Source organism: Tenacibaculum sp. nBUS_03, from assembly GCF_051201695.1.
Taxonomy (GTDB): Bacteria; Bacteroidota; Bacteroidia; order Flavobacteriales; family Flavobacteriaceae; genus Polaribacter.
This window is the reverse complement of the sequence record NZ_CP179214.1, coordinates 2210984-2232805: the sequence shown is the minus strand read 5'-3', so window position 1 is coordinate 2232805 and position 21822 is coordinate 2210984. Positions and strand designations below refer to the sequence as shown.

The 21822-nt window shown below is 29.8% G+C and carries 25 protein-coding genes and 1 pseudogene; 13 read left to right on the top strand and 13 right to left on the bottom strand.

Features of this window, described 5'->3' with window-relative positions; genetic code table 11:
- Positions 1-11: 11 nt before the first annotated feature.
- From ACMFBB_RS10435 to ACMFBB_RS10415, 5 genes are all read right to left on the bottom strand, one after another.
- Positions 12-1016, bottom strand: a complete 1005-nt coding sequence (locus ACMFBB_RS10435) for a vWA domain-containing protein (protein WP_435260724.1) — start codon at positions 1014-1016, stop codon at positions 12-14.
- Positions 1006-2094, bottom strand: coding sequence for a hypothetical protein (locus ACMFBB_RS10430; protein WP_435260723.1), 1089 nt, complete (start codon positions 2092-2094; stop codon positions 1006-1008). The genes ACMFBB_RS10435 and ACMFBB_RS10430 overlap by 11 nt, the downstream gene beginning before the upstream one ends.
- Before the next feature lie 23 nt (positions 2095-2117).
- Positions 2118-2984: a DUF58 domain-containing protein gene (locus tag ACMFBB_RS10425; protein ID WP_435260722.1), complete on the bottom strand. Its 867-nt coding sequence runs from the start codon at positions 2982-2984 to the stop codon at positions 2118-2120.
- Positions 2985-2987: 3 nt separating this feature from the next.
- Positions 2988-3317 (bottom strand): hypothetical protein, encoded by a 330-nt coding sequence (locus tag ACMFBB_RS10420; RefSeq protein ID WP_435260721.1) that lies wholly within the window; start codon positions 3315-3317, stop codon positions 2988-2990.
- A 78-nt stretch (positions 3318-3395) separates the two neighbouring features.
- Positions 3396-4385: an AAA family ATPase gene (locus tag ACMFBB_RS10415; protein WP_435260720.1), complete on the bottom strand. Its 990-nt coding sequence runs from the start codon at positions 4383-4385 to the stop codon at positions 3396-3398.
- 225 nt (positions 4386-4610) lie between these two features.
- On the opposite strand from ACMFBB_RS10415, the gene ACMFBB_RS10410 reads away from it, so the two are divergent.
- On the top strand, positions 4611-5132 hold the full coding sequence (locus tag ACMFBB_RS10410; RefSeq protein WP_435260719.1) for a carboxypeptidase-like regulatory domain-containing protein: 522 nt from the start codon (positions 4611-4613) through the stop codon (positions 5130-5132).
- A gap of 49 nt (positions 5133-5181) precedes the next feature.
- Positions 5182-7212: a TonB-dependent receptor plug domain-containing protein gene (locus tag ACMFBB_RS10405; RefSeq protein WP_435260718.1), complete on the top strand. Its 2031-nt coding sequence runs from the start codon at positions 5182-5184 to the stop codon at positions 7210-7212.
- Positions 7213-7264: 52 nt separating this feature from the next.
- Here the strand turns inward: ACMFBB_RS10405 and ACMFBB_RS10400 are convergent.
- Positions 7265-8018: pseudogene (locus ACMFBB_RS10400) on the bottom strand (UDP-2,3-diacylglucosamine diphosphatase).
- Between the two features lie 103 nt (positions 8019-8121).
- Between ACMFBB_RS10400 and ACMFBB_RS10395 the strand changes: the two are divergent.
- Complete coding sequence (locus ACMFBB_RS10395; protein WP_435260717.1) at positions 8122-8568, top strand: nucleoside deaminase; 447 nt, start codon at positions 8122-8124, stop codon at positions 8566-8568.
- A 14-nt stretch (positions 8569-8582) separates the two neighbouring features.
- Here ACMFBB_RS10395 and ACMFBB_RS10390 read toward each other — a convergent pair whose 3' ends face one another.
- From ACMFBB_RS10390 to ACMFBB_RS10380, 3 genes are all read right to left on the bottom strand, one after another.
- Positions 8583-9077, bottom strand: coding sequence for a methylated-DNA--[protein]-cysteine S-methyltransferase (locus tag ACMFBB_RS10390; protein WP_435260716.1), 495 nt, complete (start codon positions 9075-9077; stop codon positions 8583-8585).
- A 263-nt stretch (positions 9078-9340) separates the two neighbouring features.
- Positions 9341-9499, bottom strand: coding sequence for a hypothetical protein (locus ACMFBB_RS10385; RefSeq protein ID WP_435260715.1), 159 nt, complete (start codon positions 9497-9499; stop codon positions 9341-9343).
- An 11-nt stretch (positions 9500-9510) separates the two neighbouring features.
- The gene (locus ACMFBB_RS10380; RefSeq protein ID WP_435260714.1) at positions 9511-10275 is read right to left on the bottom strand and encodes a TatD family hydrolase; all 765 of its coding nucleotides are present in this window, start codon (positions 10273-10275) and stop codon (positions 9511-9513) included.
- Positions 10276-10389: 114 nt separating this feature from the next.
- On the opposite strand from ACMFBB_RS10380, the gene ACMFBB_RS10375 reads away from it, so the two are divergent.
- On the top strand, positions 10390-10863 hold the full coding sequence (locus ACMFBB_RS10375) for a retropepsin-like aspartic protease (RefSeq protein WP_435260713.1): 474 nt from the start codon (positions 10390-10392) through the stop codon (positions 10861-10863).
- Positions 10864-10866: 3 nt separating this feature from the next.
- Here the strand turns inward: ACMFBB_RS10375 and ACMFBB_RS10370 are convergent, their stop codons facing one another.
- Positions 10867-11325 carry an Lrp/AsnC family transcriptional regulator gene (locus ACMFBB_RS10370; protein WP_435260712.1) on the bottom strand — a complete coding sequence of 153 codons (459 nt, stop codon included), beginning with the start codon at positions 11323-11325 and terminating at the stop codon, positions 10867-10869.
- 166 nt (positions 11326-11491) lie between these two features.
- Between ACMFBB_RS10370 and ACMFBB_RS10365 the strand changes: the two genes are divergently transcribed.
- Complete coding sequence (locus tag ACMFBB_RS10365) at positions 11492-12715, top strand: aminotransferase class I/II-fold pyridoxal phosphate-dependent enzyme (RefSeq protein WP_435260711.1); 1224 nt, start codon at positions 11492-11494, stop codon at positions 12713-12715.
- 122 nt (positions 12716-12837) lie between these two features.
- Here ACMFBB_RS10365 and ACMFBB_RS10360 read toward each other — a convergent pair whose 3' ends face one another.
- The 3 genes from ACMFBB_RS10360 to ACMFBB_RS10350 all read right to left on the bottom strand — a co-directional run bounded on the left by ACMFBB_RS10360 (position 12838) and on the right by ACMFBB_RS10350 (position 15058).
- Positions 12838-13818, bottom strand: coding sequence for an acyl-ACP desaturase (locus tag ACMFBB_RS10360; RefSeq protein ID WP_435260710.1), 981 nt, complete (start codon positions 13816-13818; stop codon positions 12838-12840).
- Between the two features lie 26 nt (positions 13819-13844).
- Positions 13845-14573, bottom strand: coding sequence for a lysophospholipid acyltransferase family protein (locus ACMFBB_RS10355; RefSeq protein WP_435260709.1), 729 nt, complete (start codon positions 14571-14573; stop codon positions 13845-13847).
- A 62-nt stretch (positions 14574-14635) separates the two neighbouring features.
- Positions 14636-15058, bottom strand: coding sequence for a hypothetical protein (locus ACMFBB_RS10350; RefSeq protein WP_435260708.1), 423 nt, complete (start codon positions 15056-15058; stop codon positions 14636-14638).
- A gap of 611 nt (positions 15059-15669) precedes the next feature.
- Here ACMFBB_RS10350 and ACMFBB_RS10345 point away from each other — a divergent pair.
- The 8 genes from ACMFBB_RS10345 (at position 15670) to glpQ (ending at position 21781) form a co-directional block, all read left to right on the top strand.
- Positions 15670-15861, top strand: a complete 192-nt coding sequence (locus tag ACMFBB_RS10345) for a hypothetical protein (RefSeq protein WP_435260707.1) — start codon at positions 15670-15672, stop codon at positions 15859-15861.
- A 496-nt stretch (positions 15862-16357) separates the two neighbouring features.
- Positions 16358-16990 (top strand): hypothetical protein, encoded by a 633-nt coding sequence (locus tag ACMFBB_RS10340; RefSeq protein WP_435260706.1) that lies wholly within the window; start codon positions 16358-16360, stop codon positions 16988-16990.
- Positions 16991-17304: 314 nt separating this feature from the next.
- Entirely contained in the window at positions 17305-17481 is a 177-nt protein-coding gene (locus ACMFBB_RS10335; protein WP_435260705.1) for a hypothetical protein, read from the top strand.
- A complete protein-coding gene (locus ACMFBB_RS10330; protein WP_435264297.1) occupies positions 17460-17816 on the top strand; it encodes a peroxiredoxin family protein in 357 nt (118 codons plus the stop codon). Before ACMFBB_RS10335 ends, ACMFBB_RS10330 begins: the two co-directional genes overlap by 22 nt.
- Before the next feature lie 4 nt (positions 17817-17820).
- Complete coding sequence (locus tag ACMFBB_RS10325; protein WP_435260704.1) at positions 17821-17982, top strand: hypothetical protein; 162 nt, start codon at positions 17821-17823, stop codon at positions 17980-17982.
- Between the two features lie 175 nt (positions 17983-18157).
- Complete coding sequence (locus ACMFBB_RS10320; protein WP_435260703.1) at positions 18158-18586, top strand: hypothetical protein; 429 nt, start codon at positions 18158-18160, stop codon at positions 18584-18586.
- Positions 18570-20744: a peptidase domain-containing ABC transporter gene (locus ACMFBB_RS10315; protein ID WP_435260702.1), complete on the top strand. Its 2175-nt coding sequence runs from the start codon at positions 18570-18572 to the stop codon at positions 20742-20744. The genes ACMFBB_RS10320 and ACMFBB_RS10315 overlap by 17 nt, the downstream gene beginning before the upstream one ends.
- 134 nt (positions 20745-20878) lie before the next feature.
- Positions 20879-21781 (top strand): glycerophosphodiester phosphodiesterase, encoded by a 903-nt coding sequence (glpQ, locus tag ACMFBB_RS10310; protein ID WP_435260701.1) that lies wholly within the window; start codon positions 20879-20881, stop codon positions 21779-21781.
- Positions 21782-21822: the final 41 nt, after the last annotated feature.

The following is a 21822-nucleotide window of genomic DNA, read 5'->3' as shown; positions in this document are numbered from 1 at the left end:
TTATAGGGTAATTATATAAAGCTTTTAAAAATTGTGTTTTTTAATAGGAATTCAACTACTAATAATAACCCTCCTAAAAACACCCAAAAACGATATTTCTCAGTGTAATTATAGTACTTAAATTCTTCTATTTTTGTTTTTTCAAGCTTATCTATTTCATCATAGATAGCTTTTAATTTTGTATTATTAGTTGCTCTAAAGTATTTTCCTTCAGTTTCTTTGGCGATATGCTTTAGTAGAGTTTCGTCAATTTCTACTTGTTGATTTTTAAAGGTTATTTGACCAGTTCTTGGGTCCTTGGCCCATGGGAAGGCAGCCATTCCATTTGTTCCAATGCCTATGGTATACACTTTAATATTATTTCCTTTTGCTAGCTCTGTAGCAGTTTTCGGGTCTACAAAACCAGCATTGTTTACTCCGTCAGTAAGTAAAATAATAACTTTACTTTTAGCTTTACTTTCTTTTAATCTGTTTACTGCTGATCCAAGCCCCATTCCAATAGCAGTTCCTCCTTCTAGTTGTCCCCATTTAATTTCTGAAATAGTTCTCTTAACTATTGATTTATCACTCGTTATTGGTGTTTGAGTAAAACTCTCGCCAGCATAAACAACAATGCCTATTCGATCATTTGGTCTTCTGTTTACAAAATCGGTGGCAACTCTTTTTAAGGCTTCCAAACGATTTGGTTTTAGGTCTTTAGCTAGCATACTTGCAGAAACATCAATTGCCATAACAATATCAATACCTCTGTTAGATTTTGTTTTTTTGCTAATAGAAACATTTCTGGGTCTAGATAATCCAATTATAATAGATGCTAAAGCAAAAAGTCTTAAAATGTATATGATTGGCTTTAATTTAGGTAAAAAAGAACTCTTTACAGTAAATCCTTTTGTACTCGCTATTTTTAATTTAGCACTGTCTTTTTTTCTTGTTAAAAAATTCCATAAACCCAGTAATGGAATTAAGATCAGTAGCCATAAGAACTCTGGACTATGGAACTCAAAATTATTGAACATTTTCTACTGGTTGTTTTATAGGGTTAGAGGAAGAGATTGCTTTATAAACCCCAAATGAAATTAAAAAAACAATGAGAAAAGTTATTGCTAATAACAATAGTTTGATCATTATTTTAGGGTTGTTTATTTCAGGTTTTTGAACGATGACTACAGGTTTACTATAACTTGTTTCTGAGTTTTCTTCAGAGATTGAAGGTTTCAGATTATTAATGATGTAAGTAGTTATATTTCTATCAGCTTCAATTTCGTGAGCCATTGGTTTAGACTTAGCAAATTTTACAAGATCTGATTGTTGTAGAAGACTCTTTAATTTATTGATAGTTTCTTTATCGGTTACAATAGATTTTGAGTTACTGAAATCAACTAAACTTTCTACCAGTTCATTTGTTGTTTGTTCTAATGCAGGTACATTTAATTCTCTTTCAATATAGGTCCTAACAATTGCGGTTAGCTCACTGTAATAAGCTTTTGTTTTGTTGTTTTGCCATAGTAACTTTTCGTCAAGTAATTTTAAATTCCTTAAAGCTTCTTGATATGGTGCTAGTTTAGGGATGAATGTTTTTGACGAACTATTGTCTGTTCGTTTTAAGGCAAAGTATAAAGTTGAAATAGCTATCAATAATAAAGCTAAAGCCCAATAAATATAAATTTTAAAATCATCAAAAATGTAAGGTTCTCCTATGATACCTTTTATAGGAAACTTTTTTCTTTTTGTTGTATCAATAGCAATAGTTGCAACATTTATTAACAAGCTATCAGTAAAGTAAGGTTGATTTTTAATGAATATTTGCTGTCTTGGAATGTAAAATGCACCGCTATCAAAACCAGTTAACTTATATTTTTTAATAAGTTTACTATTAATCGTATCTATCTTCAAGGAATCAATTATTTCTAAACCTTTTAAATTTTCTAGTTCAGGAATAATAACATTTTCAGTTTCATTTATAGTTATTTTATATTCAAATTGTTCTCCAATCCGAATGTTAGTAGTGTCTGCTTCAATTTTAACCATTGAAGACTGTGCATAACTAATAGATAGCGTAAGTAAGAATAATATGTAAAATAATTTATGCTTCATTGTTCAGTGTCATTTTTTAACAATTATCCCTTTTGTTTAAAATAGGCTAATAGTTTTTTTACATAGCTTTCATCAGCTCTAATGTTAATAATCCCTGCACCGCTTTTTCTGAATGTATTTTTAAAATAATCAGCTAAACGTAATGCATTAGCTTTGTATTGAGCTCTTACTGATGAAGAGCTAGTGTTTACAAGTTGTATATTACCCGTTTCAGCGTCAATCATTGGAACCATTCCAAGGTTTGGAATTTCTTGATCATGCTTATCGTATACTTTAATCCCAGTGACATCATGTTTATTACCTGCGATTTTAAGAGTACGTTCGTATCCATCATCTAAAAAGTCAGAAAGCATAAAAACAATAGCTTTTTTCTTCATAATATTTGATAAGAACTTCAAAGCTTCGTCAATACTAGTTTTTTTGCTTTTAGGCTCAAACTCTATAAGTTCTCTGATGATTCGTAATACATGAGTTTTTCCTTTTTTTGGAGGAATAAATAATTCAACTTGGTCAGAAAATAAAATTAAGCCTACCTTATCATTATTCTGAATTGCTGAGAAAGCTAGAGTAGCTGCTATTTCAGTAATGGTATCTTTTTTAAATTGTTGGTTAGTGCCAAAAAATTCAGAACCAGAAATATCAACCATTAGCATCATGGTTAGCTCGCGTTCTTCTTCAAATACTTTTATATAGGGTTCATTATATCTGGCAGTAACATTCCAGTCAATAGCACGAATATCATCACCGTATTGGTATTGTCTAACCTCAGAGAAGGTCATACCACGACCCTTAAAGGTTGAGTGGTATTCTCCTCCAAAAATATGATTAGACAACCTTCGTGTCTTGATTTCAATTTTACGAACTTTTTTTAGTAACTCTTTTGTATCCATTAATTAGTTTAACCAATTTTCGGGTAAAGGAGGCAAATCTAGTTCTTTAAATTCAAATGATTTTTCAATTGAAAATAACGGAGCCTCTTTTATTGATAAATCTACATTGTTCTTTATAGCTATTTCTTTAACTACATCACTGATATTTCTTTTTTGACAAAGTACCAGGCTGTTCATAATAACATTTGATTCGGTTTGTAAATCAAAGCAATCAATATGAAAAGCAGGTTCATTGTTTTTATATACAATGGCTTCAGTTTTTTTTCTTTTTGTTAATTCTAAAATTTTTTTTGTTCCAGTTAATGTTTTGTACGTTGTTAATTTGTAAGTCATTTCTAGTTATAATTAATTTTTAAAGGGGTAAGATTTTTTCTTACAAAACTATTGGTTAGTTAAAATATAATTTAAAAATTAAGGCACTTGAATTTCGTTAATAATTGTGTTAATAATGTCTATTGATGAAATGTTTTCAGCTTCAGCTTCGTATGTGATTCCTATTCTATGTCTCAATACATCATAAGCAATAGCTCTTACATCTTCAGGAATAACATACCCTCTTCTTTTTATAAAGGCATAACATTTGGCAGCTTTAGCTAATGCAATACTACCTCTAGGTGAAGAGCCAAAACTAATTAATGGTTGTATTTTTTCTAGATTGTACTTTTCTGGATATCTAGTTGCAAAAATAATATCTAAAATATATTTTTCAATCTTCTCATCCATGTACACCTCGTTTACTACTTCACGAGCTTTTATAATTTGGTCAATAGATACTACAGGATTAATTTTAGCATAATTACCATTTAAATTCTGACGTAAAATTAACTGTTCATCTTGTAATTTGGGGTAATCAATTACTGTTTTAAGCATAAAACGATCAACCTGAGCTTCTGGTAAAGGATATGTTCCTTCTTGTTCTACTGGGTTTTGAGTAGCCATAACTAAGAAAGGTTCGTCAAGTTTAAAAGTTTCATCACCAATTGTAATTTGGCGTTCTTGCATGGCTTCAAGTAAAGCGGATTGAACCTTAGCTGGAGCACGATTAATTTCATCGGCTAATACAAAGTTGGCGAAAATTGGTCCTTTTTTTATAGAGAAGTCATTTTCTTTCACATTGTATATCATTGTACCTACTACATCAGCAGGGAGTAAGTCAGGAGTAAATTGAACACGACTAAAACTTCCTTGTACAGCTTTAGAAAGGGTGTTGATAGCAAGTGTTTTAGCTAGTCCAGGAACACCTTCTAATAAAATATGTCCATTACCTAAAAGGCCAATAAGTAATCGTTCAATCATGTGTTTTTGACCAACTATTACTTTATTCATTTCTGTAGTTAATAAATCTACAAAAGCACTTTCTTGTTCTATTTTTTCATTAATTACTCTTACATCTACATCCATATGTGTTTGAATTATATTAGCTTTTATGTGAAACAAAACTACAATATTATGAATTTAACAATTGTTAAAGTATGGTTAAACCTAAAAAAGTAGTAAAAATTACAAAAAAACAAAATTTTATGATTTTTAAAGAGTATATAGTTAAAATTTAAGTCTTTTGTTATTGAGTGGATAATTTTGATCCAAAATTGTCCTAAAAATATTATTACTTAATAACTGTTGATTATGAGACAAATAACTAAGCTGGTTACTGTTTTTACTTTGTTGTGCTTTACTTCCATGATGGCGCAAACCGTAAAAGGTAAAGTAACTGATGAAAGTGGACAAGGTATTCCTTTTATAGATGTTATAGAAAAAGGAACTACAAATGGAGTAAGCACTAATGATAATGGTGAATTTACAATTCAGTTAAAAAAAGTACCTTCAGTGCTTGTTTTTTCTTCGTTGGGATATGCTACCATTGAAAAAAGTGTAAAAGGAGCTTCTAGCCTCTCTATAATAATGAAAGAAGATAGTGGTGTTTTAGATGAGGTGGTTTTAACTGGTAATAGAGCAAAACCTAGAACAATTTTAGATTCTGCAGTGCCAATTGATAACATAGGAGTGGGTGAGTTACAGGCAACAGGTCAAACAAATATTGACCAAATGCTAACATATACTGTACCGTCATATAATTCAACAAATCAAACAATTTCCGATGCTACTGCACATTTTGATCCTGCAGATTTAAGAGGTTTAGGTCCGTAGTAGAACCTTAGTTTTAGTTAATGGGAAGCGAAAAAATCAAAGTGCTTTAGTGTATGTAAATGATACTCCAGGAAAAGGTGAGGTTGGTACTGATATGAAAAGTATTCCAACAGCGGCTATTGAAAGAGTTGAGATTTTACGTGATGGGGCTTCTGCTCAGTATGGGTCTGACGCAGTCGCTGGTGTCGTAAATATTATTTTAAAGAAAAATGTAGATTTTACAAAAGTAAATATTAATTCAGGAGTAACATCTAGAGGTGATGGGTTCAATATCGACGCAGATGTTAATCATACGCTTACGTTTGGAAATGGTGGTTTTTTAAACGCCACTCTTGGTTTTGGTTACCAAGATTACACTAATAGAGCTGGAGAGCCAGGGAAAGATAATTTGTTTGGAGTGAATAATCAATGGACTAAAGATAATCCAGATTTAGGAATGATTGTTGGACAACCAGAGATGAAAAAAGGAGATTTGTACATCAACGCAGAGTACCCGTTAAGCGATGATACAGTTATATATGCTTTTGGAGGTGGTAATTTAAGAAAAGGAAAAAGTTTTGCCTTGTATAGACCTCCTTACTGGATTACTGATGATTTTGGTTTATTAACACCGTCGGGTGAGCCTTACAATGGTTTTCAACCAACTTTTGAAACAAATATAAAAGATATTTTATTCACTGCGGGTAGTAGATTTAAGCTTGGTGGTTTTAATGCAGATATAAGTGCTACTTATGGAGGTAATTCTGTTGATTATACAATAGGTAATACAATAAACCCTAGTTTAGGAGCAAATAGTCCTACTAGTTTTGATGCTGGTGCTTATGCGTTTAGCAATATTCTTGGGAATTTTGATGTGAATAGATCTTTTGGAGAGGTTAGTGTTGGTTTAGGAATTGAAGGGCGTCAAGAGCGTTTTGAAGTTACTGCTGGTCAAGAAGAATCATATATAAATGGAGGAGCGCAATCTTTTCCTGGATTACAGCCTGGAAATGCGCTTAATGAAACAAGGGTAAATGTGGGGGCTTATGCTACTATTGATTGGGATGTTAATGATAACTTTTTAGTTGGTGGTGCAGCTCGTTATGAGAATTACTCTGATTTTGGAGGGAATACTTCTTGGAAAATAAACTCAAGATATAAAATAGGTGAAGCAGGTGTTTTAAGAGCTTCATATAGTACTGGATTTAGAGCGCCGTCTTTACATCAGGTGTATTTAAGCAATGTTCAAACATTAGTTTCTGGAGGTACTATCTCTAATCAAGGTACGTTTAACAACGTGAGTCCCGTGATTAAAGATTTAGGTGTTGCCTCATTATTTGCTGAAACGTCAAAAAATATATCTGCAGGTTTAACAGTGAAAGCATCAAGAGATTTTACAATATCTTTTGATTATTATAATGTTAGAGTGGATGATAGAGTGTTGTTTACTGGTGAAATTAATGGAACAGATGATAACGGGAATCCAAATGCTGCCGTTCAACAGATATTGAATGATAATAATGTAACAAGTATTAAGTTTTTTATTAATGCAGCTAGTACAATAACTCAAGGGTATGATTTTACTTTACGACATAAAAATATAAACTTTGCTTCCGGTAAATTAGGTTTAAATGCAGGGTTAAATGTTAATAAAACAAATTTAGAAGGAGAGGTAAAAACACCTACTAAACTGAATAATTATAAGAACAAGATTTTTAACAGGAAAGAACAATCTAGGATTACAAGTGCTAGACCAAATATGAAGTTTTTATTTGGAGCAGATTATAAAATAGGTGATTTTACAGCAAATTTAAATAACACATATTTTGGAGAAGTTACTTGGAGGCATGCTTCTGATCCTTTTAAAGATCAGACGTTTGGAGGTAAAGTGGTTACTGATTTATCATTAGCATATAACTTTACTGATATGATTTCGTTTAGAGCACAAGTAAATAATTTATTTGATGTTTTCCCAGATGAAATAGATCCGAAAGGAGATCCAGTTACCGATTTAGGAGGAAGATTTAGATATCCATGGGAAGTTAACCAGTTTGGTTTTAATGGTACCTCTTTTAAAGCGGGACTTACATTTAAGTTTTAATATTTTTTTGAATTAACTATTAAAAAACTGTCAGAAATGACAGTTTTTTTGTTTAGTATTTTTTTAGAGCTAGTGTGTCCTTTTCAAAACATCCATACGTGTAATATTGTATCCAGTCACCAAGATTAATATATTTACTGTTTTCTTTTAATTGTATGTCAAGAGGTAAATGACGGTGGCCAAAAACAAAATAATCGTAGTGGTCAGTTGTTAATTTTCTTTTACAGTATTGCGCTAACCATTCATTTTCTTCTCCTAAAAATTTAGCATCTTCATCACCAGAGATAAGTTTATTTTTTACCGACATGTATTGCCCCAATCGTACTCCTAAATCAGGGTGTAACCATTTAAACATCCATTTGAATAAAGGAAAGGTAAATACCTTTTTCATTCTTTTGTAGCCCTTATCATGACGGACCTAGTCCATCTCCATGACCAATTAAAAAAGTTTTATTATTTAATTTAAATTTTTGAGGAGAATGGAATACAGGAATATTTAATTCTTTTTCAAAATAGTCATGCATCCACAAATCGTGATTGCCTACAAAAAAGTAAATAGGAATTCCGCTATCTCGTATTTCTGCAAGTTTACCTAAAACACGAACAAATCCTTTAGGAACTACAGTTTTATATTCAAACCAGAAATCAAATAAATCACCCAGCAAGAAAATAGCTTCAGCATCGTCTTTAATTTGATTTAACCAATTAACAAATTTTTGTTCACGAGGAAAACTTGCTTCTTGTGTTGGAGCTCCTAAATGTTGGTCAGAAGCGAAATAAACTTTTTTATTTTCAGAAATATGAATAGTTGTCAAACTTAAGAATTTTGACAAAAATAAGTATTTTGAATAGAGCTAGCTCATTTAATTTTTGGTTACTTTTGTTTAATACTGTCTAAAAGCTGTTGTAATGAATCCGTTTGATGATGTTTATTTTATGAGAAAAGCCTTGCAGGAGGCTCAATTTGCTTATGATAAAGGAGAAGTTCCTGTTGGTGCAGTTGTGGTTTTTAAAGATCAAATAATAGCTAGAGGTCATAATTTAACAGAAACATTAAATGATGTTACTGCTCATGCTGAAATGCAAGCTTTTACTGCTGCTGCAGATTTTTTAGGAGGTAAGTATTTAAAAGATTGTGTATTGTATGTTACGTTGGAACCATGCCAAATGTGTGCTGGAGCTAGTTATTGGACACAAATAGGAAAAATAGTTTATGGAGCAAATGAGCCTAAACTTGGATTTAGTGTTTTAGGCACTAAAATACATCCTAAAACAAAAGTAATATCTGGTGTTTTAGAAGAAGAATGTAGTTTTTTACTAAAGAAATTTTTTATAGAAAAGCGTAACTTAAATTAGTTTTTTGGGGTATTTTAAAAAAGAGTTTGCTGTTTGCATCCGCTTTCATGGTCTAACAACCATTTTTTTCGCCATACTCCTCCAGCATATCCAGTTAAAGAACCGTCAGAGCCAATAACTCTATGACAAGGAATAATAATCCAAATCGGATTTTTTCCATTTGCTGAAGCTACGGCTCTTATAGCTTTTATATCTCCAATTTGTTTTGTTTGTTGAAGGTAAGATTTAGTTTTTCCAAAAGGAATTTTTAATAACTCTTTCCAAACTTTTTGTTGAAAAATAGTTCCTTGAGGATTTAATTTTAAATCAAACTTGGTTCGTTTTCCTTTGAAAAATTCATCTAATTGAGTTACACAATTTTTTAGAGTATTCGGTGTGTTTGAGGTAGCGTTAATTAGCGTGGTTAATGAGTCGTTGTTTACAACAGAAATAGATTGTATACCGTTTTCATTTCCAGTGATTTCTGCAATTCCTATAGGTGATTTATAATGTATTGTTTCTAAATTCAAAATAGTCACTTGTTTAAAATAAGCTAAGGTAAACTTTTAGTTGATTGATTTTCATTTTTTTTAATGACTGGTCTCTAGTTGAAATTTTATTAACAGGTGTTTAAGTCATATTGCATTTCAGCTTTGGCTACATATCAAGGAGTGTTTTTTATAATAGATACTCCTTTCATGATATTCATGGCATCAGTAACAATAAATTCTTTTTTAGTATGTAAGTCAAAATGTTTCTAGAACAAATGGCAGTTAAACTATATTTTGCTTAACTAGCTTTTGTACAGTTTTGTTGGGTTGCCAAGTTCTGTAGTAGATGTTGTAATCATTTGAATAACAGTATGAAAGTCTTGTAAACTAAATTGTTTATCTTGACCATAACTTAGAAGATTGGTTAGTAAAAATAAATTTAAAGGGATTGTTTTATTCATGCAAGATTGATTTAAATACTAAAAATATCTTTAGAATTCTGAGTTGTAATTTCGGAAATTTCCTTGAATGTTAGCCCGTAAATATCAACTAATTTATCAATTACCTGAGTAATGAATGAACTCTCATTTCTTTTACCTCTATAAGGTGTTGGTGCTAAATACGGAGAATCAGTTTCTAGCACAATATGCTTTATATCTATTTGGTTTAAAAATTTATCAATTTTACCATTTTTAAAAGTAGCAACTCCGCCAATACCTAATTTCATATTGTATGAAATAGCCTTTTTAGCTTGCTCTACATTCCCAGTAAAACAATGAAATATACCAAATAAGTCATCTCCTTTTTCGCTTTCTAATACTTCGAAAATTTCATTGAAAGCTTCCCGGCAATGAATTACAATAGGAAGTTTTTTTTCTTTAGCCCATTGTATTTGTGTTTTAAAAGATTCTTGTTGCTCTTTTAAGAATGTTTTGTCCCAATATAAATCAATGCCTATTTCACCAATTGCATAAAAGTTACGAGTATCAATCCATTCTTTTACATGTGCTAATTCATGTTTATAGTTTTCTTTCACAGATGTTGGGTGTAATCCCATCATTAAAAAAACATCTTTAGAATATTGTTTTTCTAAGTCGAGCATTTTTTCGGTGTAGGAACTATCAATGGCTGGAATGAAAAAGCGAGAAACTCCTGCTTCTTTTGCTCGTAGTATCATCTCGTCTCTGTCTTCGTCAAATTGGTCAGAATATAAATGGGTATGAGTATCGGTAATCATTGTTGTTGTTTTCTTTAGTTGTACTCAATTAGAATGAAAAAACTAATATATTAAATTGATTATTTCATTTACTAGTAATGACGTACTTTTGTATCTGTAGCAAAAGTACAAGAAATGGCAAGTTTGAAAAAAGTATTAAAGAAAAAGAAATATATTAAAATAAAGCTTAAGAAGATGGTTACAAACCATTTGGAATTAAAAGCTTCAATTAATGGAGTTAAGGGGCGTTTTATTTTAGATACTGGTGCTTCAAACTCATGTGTTGGACTTGATTTAATTAATTTTTTTAAATTGATTTCTAAAGAAAGTGAAATTAAAGCAGCTGGTGCAGGTGCAACAGATATGGAAACTCAGAAATCAGAAAATAATTTACTTAAAATTGGTAATTGGAAAACTAAAAAGTGTGATTTAGTTCTTTTTGATTTATCACATGTAAATGCAGCTTTAACGCAGCATGATGCTGAGGAGGTACATGGTATTATTGGAGCAGATATTTTAGAGACTGGTAAGGCTTTTATTGATTATAATAAGAAATATTTATATTTGAGAAAACCCAAAAAGAATAAAGTAATAAAACTTCCTTTTTAAGAATTATAAAGCAATGGCAATGGTGTTTTTAACTTCACCTATTGTAAAAACACTATGAGTGCTACCTATATGCTTTAAACCAGTTACTTTATTTACCATGAATTCTCTGTAGGAGTCCATGTCTTTAATATATATTTTTAAAAGGTAATCATATTCTCCACTTAGGTGGAAGCATTCAGTTACTTCATGTAGTTTGTTTATTTCTTTTTCGAAATCAGTAATATACTCTTTAGTGTGTTTTTCAAGTTTTATATGACAAAAAACTAATAGCGATTTCTCTATCTTGTTTTTATCAACAACAGCAACATATTGAGTAATAACATCTTCCCTTTCCAGTTTTTTTATTCGTTCATAAACAGCAGTAACAGATAGTCCTAGTTGTAATGATAAGCTTTTGTTAGTTTGTTTACTGTCCTTTTGTAGCAGTGTTAAAAGTTTTTTGTCAATTATATCTAACTTCATCTGAAAAATAATCTAAATATTAATAATAATAGAGGTGTTTTTTAGTCTGATTTTTAAAATTAATTATAAAAACAGAAAAAAAATCTATATAAGTGCTAATGTATTGATTTTTTATCAAAAAAATAGGTATTTAGCTTGTTAATAAGACAACTAAATACTATTTAATATGAAATTTAAACCAGCAAATAATATTCAAGACTTACAGTATTTTGGAGAATTTGGAGGGGTAAATCCTTCTATTTCTGATTCTTCTACATATACCTTTTTAGAAGCAAAAACAATGTTTGATACCTTTGAAGGTAATACAGATGGGTGTTACTTATATTCACGACATACATCACCTTCAAATTTATATTTAGGAGAAGCTTTAGCAGCCATGGAAGGAACAGAAACGGCGAATGTAGCAGGTTCTGGTATGGGAGCAATTACAGCAACAATTATGCAAATTTGTGGTGCCGGTGATCATGTGGTGTCAAGTAGAACTATTTATGGAGGAACTTATGCTTTTTTAAAGAACTTTACGCCTCGGATGAATATTTCAACATCTTTTGTTGATATTACAAAATTAGAACTTGTTGAGGCAGCTATAACTGAAAAAACAAAAATAATTTATTGTGAAACGGTGAGTAATCCATTGTTAGAGGTAGCTGACTTAAAAGAGTTGTCAGTATTAGCTAAGAAATATGATTTAAAATTAGTGGTTGATAATACTTTTTCACCATTGTCTATTTCACCTGTTCAACTAGGTGCAGATGTTGTAATTCATAGTTTAACAAAATTTATTAATGGTTCTTCAGATACGATGGGTGGAGTTGTTTGTGGTACTTTAGATTTTGTAAATTCGCAAAAAAGTGTAATTGATGGCGCTAGTATGTTGTTAGGAGCTTCAATGGATTCTTTACGCTCTGCTTCTATTTTAAAAAATATGAGAACCTTGCATATTCGTATGAAACAACATAGTAAAAACGCTAGTTTTTTAGCTGATAAATTTGAAGCTGATGGAGTAAAAACAGTATATCCAGGGCTGAAATCTCATCCTTCACATGAGGTTTTTAAGTCAATGATGAACGAAGAATACGGTTATGGTGGAATGTTAACTATTGACGCAGGGTCTTTAGAAAAGGCAAATGCTTTAATGGAGTTAATGCAGAATCGAAATTTAGGGTATTTAGCTGTGAGTTTAGGTTTTTATAAAACATTATTTTCTGCTCCTGGAACATCTACATCATCTGAGATACCTGAAGCAGAACAAGAAGAAATGGGCTTGACAGATGGTTTAATTCGTTTTTCTATCGGATTAGATAACGATATTGAACGTACTTATAAAATGATGAAAGCATGTATGATAGAGGTCGGAGTGTTGAATGAGAAAAACGTGATTTCGGTATAAGAAAATATTTTTAAGCTTAACTTTCCTTATACTCATAGTTTGTTAAAGTACTTTTTAAATTAACAGTATAGGTAAAGTAAAAAACATAAAAAAGGCCAGAATTTCTTCTGACCTTTTTGTTTTTATGATGGAATCATCCATTTAAAATTGAATTTAGTGTCAGGAACTATAATACGTTCTGTGATTCTATACATTCTATCTGGTAATTTCATTAAGTAATCTCTTGCTTTCTCAGCCTCAGGAGTAAGGTTGGTTATTTTATCAATTTCCCAAGTTGTATTTAATTTCTTTAAAATGTCAACATAGTCAAAACCAGTATATACTCCTATTCGTTGTGCAACTGCAGAAAAATCATCAAATAAACTTCCTTTGGCACCAAATGATTCACGTAAATGCATAGCTGGCATTACTATTTTATGTTTCATCATGTGCTGAAAAGCTAACATCATTTCACTAGGGTCTATTTTAAATATTTCCTTTACAAACTCGGAGTACGCTAAATGGTGTCGCATTTCATCTCCAGCAATAATTCTTGACATTTTAGCTAAAGCTTTATGTCCTTTTTTCTTTGCAATTTTTGCTACGTTTAAATGTGAAATGTAGGTGGCTAATTCTTGGAAGCTTGTATAAACAAAGTTTTTATATGGGTCAGTAGCGGTACCTATATCAAATCCATCAGAAATTAAGTGTTGTGTTGTAATTTCAACCTCACGCATGTTTACACGTCCTGATAGGTACAAATATTTGTTTAGTACATCTCCATGACGGTTTTCTTCAGCTGTCCAAGCACGAACCCATTTTGCCCAACCATTATCGGGTTGTTGTGTAACTCCATCTAAATCAAGAAGCCAAGATTCATAGGTTGGTAATGCTTCTTCAGTAATAGTATCACCTACTAATACAACCCAAAAATCATCATCTAATTCCTTAGAAATCTCTTGAATTTCTTTAACCTCATCAATGAAAGTCTCCTTTTGTGAATTAGGTAAAAAATCGGTTGGCTGCCAAATTTTTTCTATAGGTACTAGAAATTTATCTACAAAACTGTCAATGTTTTTTTCCAGTGTTTGCATTACTTCTTTTCGTATGTTTCTTATTGACATTATTTTTATTTTATTGTTGTTTGTTCTTACTGAATTGATCCTTTAACAGTTGTTTCTATATTTTCTAATAATTCATCAAATGGAAGGCTGCTAACTTTTATTGGTTTATGAGTAGTTATTTTAATAGGACTTCCGATACCTAAAGGAAATTTACCATATTTAAAAACCTTCCATGAATTATTTATGGTTAGAGGAACCACGTAGGAATCTTTGTTGTATTTAGTAAGTACTTTTAAACCGTTGGGAGCAAAGCTTTTTGGTTTTCCAGTTTTACTTCTTGTGCCTTCAGGAAATATTACTGCTGACCATTTGTTTTTATTTATTTGTTTTGCAAATTTAGCTAATTCTACGATAGCTTGTTTTCCATCTTTTCTATCAATTAAAGCAGCACCCCCATGTTTTAGGTTAAAAGAGATACTCGGGATTCCTTTTCCAAGTTCTTTTTTTGCAACAAACTTAGGCCAATGTTTTTTAAAATACCATATAATAGGAGGTATGTCAAAAGTACTTTGATGGTTCGCTACAAAAATTAAACTTGTGTTTTCAGGTAGCTCATACTTATTTTCAAATTTAGTTCTAATTCCTAGGAATAAAAGAGATTTTATTAAAAACCAATTCATTATGTCGACTACTTTTTGGTGGCCATTTTGCCCAAAAATTTTAAGTCCTAACCATTGTAAAGGATGAAAAATTAATAATAAAGAAAAGAAAACTAACGCAAATATTGATGATAGTATGTAGCTTAAAAATTTCATTGTTTTATTTTTATAAAGTGCAAAAATAGAAAATCCCGCGGAAGCGGGACTATTTATTTGTTTTAAAACCAATTACTCCAAGGGATTCTTGATAATATGAGTAAAAGAGCAATGCCATAAAAAATAGCAAAGCATTTAAATTTTGCTTCACTTCTTACTTTCTTTTTATGTTTTGACCATCCCATTGTAATTAAAACGATGGCAATAATCATAGTAAAGGGATGCTCAATAGCCAATAATCTTGCTCCAGAGTCTTTCATAACTTCTCCTCCGTTAGATCTTAATGCTTTAAACCAAGGTGACATAAAATACCAACCTAATCCTATTAGTAATTGAATATGAGTTGTTATTAGTGTAAATAAACCTAAACGAAATTCTTTGTGCGTGAACTCTTTTTTTTGAATTAGCCCAATAATAGCATTTATAACTGTGTATATTAATACGGCTAGAACAATATACGCCCAGTAAGAATGAATAGTCTTCATTATGATGTATGAGTTTAATAGAAGCTATAGTGAGAAAATAGCTTATTTTGTTAGTTTTTGTGCTTACAAATTTACTGATTTTTATATATAAAAATCTTAAAAAAAATATCAAAATCATCCAGTTTTATTCTATTGCATGCCAAACTATTTACAAAAATTGATAATTTTCAAAATCTTTATACTTCACAATGCTACTTGATGTTTTTATTGTTTTGTTTAAAACAACGATTTTTTTGAATACCAAACCTTAAATATTTTTAAAAATAGTTTAAAAGGTGTCTTTTTTAGCCAAAATGAGTAAAAAGTAAGTCAGCGACCTACTTAAAGTAAGTCGTTGACTTACCAATGTTAATTTTATATAGTTTATTTTTGAAACAGGAAAGTAAGAAGGGGTATGATTTGAGCTCAAGAACGATAAATATTATCTTACTAAAATTAATAGTTTGAAGATGAAATCTTGTATGAAACTGAAAATATTTTTGCGCAAAATGGTCATAAAGCTATGAGTGACCTTAAAAAAATCGTAGAAAAGGATAATAATACCAAATGCTATTAAAAATGATAAAAATTATACTAATTTTGATAGTGTTTGTTTTAAAAACAATTTTATTATGAAAAGTTTAGAATTAAATCAAATGGAAGGTTTACAAGGAGGAGATTGGGGAGATTGGGTTAATGGAGCGTGTTCGGCAGTATTGCTTGCGAATATAATTTCGAAAGGAGCAATTAATCTTCATCCTGCTGGATTAATAGCATCTAGCGTCTGTGCTGGATGGGGAATAGCTAATGGGCTTTTTGGTTAAAAACATAAAATTTTAAAAGATGAAAAAAAATATATTCTTTACTATTGTAATTATAATTCTTATTAACTTTTTAGTAAAATTAATCTTTTTTAACCCAAATAATTTGGACTATATATTATTATCAGTAAGTTTATTTTTATTTATCTTTAAAAATAAGCTTGTTAAATGAAATAATACTTTAAATCTACAGGCTATAAGCTTGTAGATTTTTTGATTATGAAAAGTAAACTCTTTTTAATTTTGAATAATAGTTTTTTTGACTATTATTCACTTGTTATATAAGGGGGGATTTTTAAATCAATATTTTATAATCCAGAAATTTTTACAAGGAATAATTTTTTTGTTAGTTTTGAATATATATTATAATGTAATTGATGAAAGCAGAATAATTTCATAAGCTTGATAAATATTTTTTATTAAATGACGTATTATCGAAAAGATTAAGTTAAGATTTAAGAAAAAAGAAAAGTGAGATGATAAAAACTGTAAAATAATCATGAAAAGGACAAAAATTTTTATTGCACTTATACTACTTACCATAATTTCAGGAGGTCTATTTAAATATTTTCTGAATATTGATGAGTTAGTATTTAATTTCTATGCTGAAGAATTAGCTCAAGAAAAAGCAATCCAATTATTAAAAGCTCAAAAAAAATGGGATTGGTTAGGGTACGCTATTGCACCTTTAATAATTTTAATAAGATCTGGTTTAGTAGCCATGAGTTTAAGCATCGGAATGTTCTTTTACGATATGGAGTACAAACTAAAGTTTAACCAATTTTTCAGGCTAGCACTATTAGGAGAATTTGTATTGGTACTAGTTGGCTTTGTAAAATTAGGATATTTTTATTTTATAAAAACAGACTATACTTTACAAGATATTCAACAATATTATCCATTAAGTTATATTAATTTTTTAGATATTAAAAGCCTAGAGGCTTGGTTAATATACCCACTACAAACCATTAATTTATTTGAAATAGGGTATTTTTTCGTATTGGTATATGGGCTACATAAGTTATTAAAAAATAAGTACTGGAAAAGTTTTGAAATTACAGCTGTTAGTTATGGTACTGGTTTAGTTATTTGGATGGGGCTTGTAATGTTTTTAACCTTAAATATGAGTTAGGTTTTACATTTCAAAAACCTAATTACAACTAATATTTATCATTACGAAGCAGACTACGACTGAAGTAATCTTTATATCGTGGGTAGCATATTTTGTATATATAATAGTAATAATAAAACATACCAATAACAGATTGCTTCATTTTATTCGCAATCACCGTCCGAAATCATTATGAGTAAATGATTTTTCATGATATAGATTGTATCGTTTGTAATCACTATGGGAATTAAAAAGAAGTGAAAGGAAATATAATTTTCTTTATTACAATAATATGTTTGTTGAGATACACTTTTATAAGTAAGAAAAAAACAATAATGAAAAAGAAATTAAAACTTAGTATCGCTATTGTATTACTTAGTACTATAGGTTTTTTAGGGTACAAAATAAGTAGTAAACTTAGTTATAAAAAAGAGGTAGCTGAGCGTACTAAAACTATTCCTGATTTTACTTTTAACACAATAGAGGGGGCCTGTTTACAAAGGATAGTTTAGCTTCTAAATCGACTGTTTTTGTTTATTTTAACTCTGATTGTGATTATTGTCAGTCAGAGGCCACTAAAATACAACAACGGATAGCAGATTTTAAACATATGCAGTTAATTTTTGTGTCGTTTGAAAGAAAAGAAGGAATAAAAAAGTTTGCTAAAGAGTATAAGTTAGACAATCAAGAAAATGTAATTTTTTTAGAAGATGTAAAAGGGGAGTTTTCAAAATTATTTGACGTTAATTCTATTCCTTACATTGTTGTATACGATGTAAACCAAGGGTTACTTAAAAAATTTAAAGGAGCTACGAAAGTTGATGCAATTTTAGAGTTAATAAAGTAAGCTTATGAAAAAAATGACTGTGTGGGATATTGTTTTTTCGATAATAGTTGTTTATCATGTAATTATAATGCTTTTTTTTGAAGAATATATGAACCTATTTGATAAAGTCATTATTATTCCTGCCTACATTTATTTAGCATTTAAAAGTTATAAAAAGCATGAATAGAAATGCTAAAATTGAGATTGTAACTGATTTAATTTGGATAATTTTTGGAATAATTGGTGTAGCAAACTATTACCCAAAACAGGATTGTCACATAACCAATGTGATACTTTCAGTAGTTTACTTTGCATCTTTAAATTGATTAATACTTTAACTAAAAATAATACAAAGATTTTCTATGGTTAGTAATAAAGAAAGAATCTATTTTAATGCTATGACAAGTAAGTTTTGGATAGGTGTTTTAATTGTATCTATTATTTTACTAATAATGGGGTTATTTGGTTTTTTTACTAATGAAAATAATAAATGGAATTATGTTTTAATGGCGTTTGCTCATTTTACTCAAGCAGTTTATTTTCTGAAAGATTTTCGTTATAAAAATTATGTGCGCTATAATAAATTAGGTATGGTACTTAAAATTCAGTCGTACTGGGGGAAGTCAATAAGTTTTAATGAACTTACTAAAGTAGAATTAACTGATAACTCATTAATTATTTATAAAAATAAAAATGAAACGTTGGTTTGTAGTACCACAACTATAAGAAAAGAAGATAGTAAAAAATTGTATACTTTACTTAATGCTAAAATTAATGAGAAAAGAAAATAAAAACATAAATTTAAAGAAGTTACCAAAAACGCACGTTTTACAGCATGACCAGTCAGATTGTGGAGTGGCTTGCTTATTGTCACTAATACAGTATTATGGAGGTAGTAATTCATTAGAAAAATTACGTGAATTAAGTGGTACTACTAAGCAAGGAACTACTTTGTTAGGGTTGTATCAAACTGCCAACCAACTTGGGTTTACAGCTCAAGGTAACGAGGCAGATATACAAGCTTTAATAGATCATAAAGAGCCTGTTGTTTTACATGTTTTAATACAAAACAAACTACAACACTATATAGTATGTTATGGTTTTGAAAACAATAAATTTATAATTGGTGACCCTGGAAAAGGAATATTAACCTATACCAAAGACGAATTAGAAAAAGTATGGATTTCTAAAACTTGTTTAACACTAAGTCCAAATACTAGCTTTGTTAAAGCTATTGACACGAAAAAGTCAAAAAAAGAATGGTTTTTAAAACTATTAAAAGAAGATAAACAATTGTTACTTATAAGTATTGTATTGGGTATTGGAATTGCTTTGTTGGGAATGGCAATGTCGGTGTTTTCACAAAAATTGATAGATGATATTTTACCTTCACAAAATACTAAAAAATTGTTTTTTGGTATTGGTTTACTAACTTTTTTATTGTTAGTTCGAGTGGGTTTTACTGCTTTGCGTGAAATTTTATTAATACGTCAGTCTAAAGATTTCAACAATCGAATTATAGATTCATTTTATACATCGCTATTACATTTGCCTAAACCTTTTTTTGATACTCGTAAAATAGGAGAATTAGTTGCTCGTTTAAACGATACCAATAGAGTGCAAAAAGTAATTAAGTTTATTGCTAGTAATTTTGTTATTGATTTATTGGTTGTTCTGGTGTCTTTTGGTTTTTTATTCTCTTATTCATGGCAAGTAGGTCTTATTTCATTAATAAGCTTACCCATCTATTTTTTGATTATTTATAGGTTCAATGCTAAAATTATTAAATCACAAAAAGAGGTAATGCAAAGTTACGCATTGAGTGAAAGTAATTATATTAGTTCTATGCAAGGTATTGCAACGGTTAAAAATTTTAATCGCCAGTCTTTTTTTCAAAAATTGAATCAAATAGTATTTGGTAATTTACAAAATAAAATTGTTGATTTAGGAAAAATAAATGTTCGTTTATCATTATTGGCAGGAATAGCTGGGGTATTGTTTTTAATGGCGATTTTATCATATACGTCTTTTCAAGTTTATAACAAGCAAATGCTATTAGGTGAATTGATGGCAATATTAGGTATTGCAGGTTCTTTATTGCCTTCTATAACAAATTTAGCTTTGGTTTCTATACCTATTAATGAAGCAAAAATAGCATTTAATAGAATGTTCGAATTCACTTCAATTGAAAAAGAAGAACAGGGTGGTATTGAAATTGAAAGCTTTGATTTGTTAGCTATTAAAAACTTATCATTTCGATTTGCAGGAAGAAGTCAACTCTTAAAAGATCTAGATTTAATTATTAAAAAAGGAAAAATTACTGCAGTTGTTGGTGAAAGTGGAAGTGGTAAAAGTACTCTAGGTCAAATATTGCAAAAATTTTATTCCTTTGAAGGAGGGACAATAACTATTAATAATAAAGTTTCATTTAAAGAAATTAATATGTCTTATTGGAGGAGTTTAGTAGGTGTTGTGCCTCAAGAAATCACTATTTTCAATGGAAATGTGTTTGATAATATTTTATTAGGAAAAGAGGATAAACCTGAAAGTGTTATGCGGTTTTGTCAAGAGTATGGTTTTGAGGGGTTTATTAAGGTTTTGCCGCAAGGATATGCTACTGTTTTAGGTGAAGAAGGGGTTAATTTATCAGGCGGTCAAAAACAAATCATAGCATTGGCAAGAGTTTTATATAAACAACCTCAATTGTTAATTTTAGATGAAGCTACTGCAGCTATGGATAGAAAAACAGAAAAATTTAGCATTGAATTAATTTCAAAACTTAAAGATAAAATGGGTATATTATTCATTTCTCATCGTTTAGAAACTTTAAAAAAATATGCCGATACTATTTATGTATTAGAAAATGGAGAGACTACCATAAATGGTAACCATCAAAAACTATTAGAAACAGCTAACTTTTATAGCGAGTATTGGAAAGAGTTAGTGTAATTTTTGTTAAGGATAAGCTTCTTTATAATAAATAGATGTTAAAAACGGTTCAGTTTTTAAATTGAAAGATTTTATGTTTTTATTTTTCAAAATTACTTTTTATCTTTTCACAGCAGTTTTAATATAGTTAAAAAGTGAATTCAAAAATTATTATTGCTCATAGGGGAGCTTCAGGATACTTACCTGAACATACTATGGAAGCTAAGGCTATGGCTTATGCTATGAAACCTGATTTTATTGAGCAGGATTTAGTTCTTAGTAAAGATGATATACCTGTTGTAATTCATGATATTTATTTAGACGATGTTACCAATGTGTCTTCAGTGTATCCAAATAGAAAAAGGAAGGATGGTAGGTATTATGTTGTTGATTTTACTTTTGATGAGTTGCTGTGTTTAAAGGTCACTGAACGCTTTAATCCAAAAAATGGAGAGCAGTTTTATCCAAATCGCTTTCCAAAAGGCAAGAGTAATTTTAAGCTTCATTCTTTTCAACAAGAAATTGAACTAATTCAAGGGTTGAATCACAGCACAGGAAATACTATTGGTATTTATCCTGAAATTAAAAATCCTGAATTCCATCATCAAAATCAAAAAGATATTTCTAAGATAATAGTAGATATTCTTTTTGAGTATGGATATAGAACCAAGGAAGACAAATGTGTTCTTCAGTGCTTTGATGCTAAAGAGCTTGAACGTATCAGAATAGAATTAAAGTGTAATTTGTTTTTGATACAACTTATAGAAAACGAATTTGACGCTCAGAAGTTAGGATATTATGCTAGATATGCAGATGGAGTAGGTCCCTGGTACAAACAAATTTTAGATGTGAAAGAAAAAGGAAAATGGAAATTAACAACTTTGGTTAATAAAGCGCATGAGTATGGGTTGAAAGTGCATCCTTATACTCTAAGAGCAGATGAGTTAAACGAATTTTCTTCTTTTGAAGAAATGATAGAGTTGTTATTTTATGAGGCGAATATTGATGGCGCATTTACCGATTTTCCTGATAAAATGGTTGCCTTTTTAAAAAAATAATTAAGCATTAAAGTAAAATATAAATTATAAAAATATTTAGC

What these genes read in the sequence shown, in the direction of transcription:
- ACMFBB_RS10435 (WP_435260724.1), bottom strand. Translation starts at nt 1,016, where the DNA reads ATGTTCAATAATTTTGAGTTCCATAGTCCAGAGTTCTTATGGCTACTG.
- ACMFBB_RS10430 (WP_435260723.1), bottom strand. Translation starts at nt 2,094, where the DNA reads ATGAAGCATAAATTATTTTACATATTATTCTTACTTACGCTATCTATT.
- ACMFBB_RS10425 (WP_435260722.1), bottom strand. Translation starts at nt 2,984, where the DNA reads ATGGATACAAAAGAGTTACTAAAAAAAGTTCGTAAAATTGAAATCAAG.
- ACMFBB_RS10420 (WP_435260721.1), bottom strand. Translation starts at nt 3,317, where the DNA reads ATGACTTACAAATTAACAACGTACAAAACATTAACTGGAACAAAAAAA.
- ACMFBB_RS10415 (WP_435260720.1), bottom strand. Translation starts at nt 4,385, where the DNA reads ATGGATGTAGATGTAAGAGTAATTAATGAAAAAATAGAACAAGAAAGT.
- ACMFBB_RS10410 (WP_435260719.1), top strand. Translation starts at nt 4,611, where the DNA reads ATGAGACAAATAACTAAGCTGGTTACTGTTTTTACTTTGTTGTGCTTT.
- ACMFBB_RS10395 (WP_435260717.1), top strand. Translation starts at nt 8,122, where the DNA reads ATGAATCCGTTTGATGATGTTTATTTTATGAGAAAAGCCTTGCAGGAG.
- ACMFBB_RS10385 (WP_435260715.1), bottom strand. Translation starts at nt 9,499, where the DNA reads ATGAATAAAACAATCCCTTTAAATTTATTTTTACTAACCAATCTTCTA.
- ACMFBB_RS10380 (WP_435260714.1), bottom strand. Translation starts at nt 10,275, where the DNA reads ATGATTACCGATACTCATACCCATTTATATTCTGACCAATTTGACGAA.
- ACMFBB_RS10375 (WP_435260713.1), top strand. Translation starts at nt 10,390, where the DNA reads ATGGCAAGTTTGAAAAAAGTATTAAAGAAAAAGAAATATATTAAAATA.
- ACMFBB_RS10370 (WP_435260712.1), bottom strand. Translation starts at nt 11,325, where the DNA reads ATGAAGTTAGATATAATTGACAAAAAACTTTTAACACTGCTACAAAAG.
- ACMFBB_RS10365 (WP_435260711.1), top strand. Translation starts at nt 11,492, where the DNA reads ATGAAATTTAAACCAGCAAATAATATTCAAGACTTACAGTATTTTGGA.
- ACMFBB_RS10360 (WP_435260710.1), bottom strand. Translation starts at nt 13,818, where the DNA reads ATGTCAATAAGAAACATACGAAAAGAAGTAATGCAAACACTGGAAAAA.
- ACMFBB_RS10355 (WP_435260709.1), bottom strand. Translation starts at nt 14,573, where the DNA reads ATGAAATTTTTAAGCTACATACTATCATCAATATTTGCGTTAGTTTTC.
- ACMFBB_RS10350 (WP_435260708.1), bottom strand. Translation starts at nt 15,058, where the DNA reads ATGAAGACTATTCATTCTTACTGGGCGTATATTGTTCTAGCCGTATTA.
- ACMFBB_RS10345 (WP_435260707.1), top strand. Translation starts at nt 15,670, where the DNA reads ATGAAAAGTTTAGAATTAAATCAAATGGAAGGTTTACAAGGAGGAGAT.
- ACMFBB_RS10340 (WP_435260706.1), top strand. Translation starts at nt 16,358, where the DNA reads ATGAAAAGGACAAAAATTTTTATTGCACTTATACTACTTACCATAATT.
- ACMFBB_RS10335 (WP_435260705.1), top strand. Translation starts at nt 17,305, where the DNA reads ATGAAAAAGAAATTAAAACTTAGTATCGCTATTGTATTACTTAGTACT.
- ACMFBB_RS10325 (WP_435260704.1), top strand. Translation starts at nt 17,821, where the DNA reads ATGAAAAAAATGACTGTGTGGGATATTGTTTTTTCGATAATAGTTGTT.
- ACMFBB_RS10320 (WP_435260703.1), top strand. Translation starts at nt 18,158, where the DNA reads ATGGTTAGTAATAAAGAAAGAATCTATTTTAATGCTATGACAAGTAAG.
- ACMFBB_RS10315 (WP_435260702.1), top strand. Translation starts at nt 18,570, where the DNA reads ATGAGAAAAGAAAATAAAAACATAAATTTAAAGAAGTTACCAAAAACG.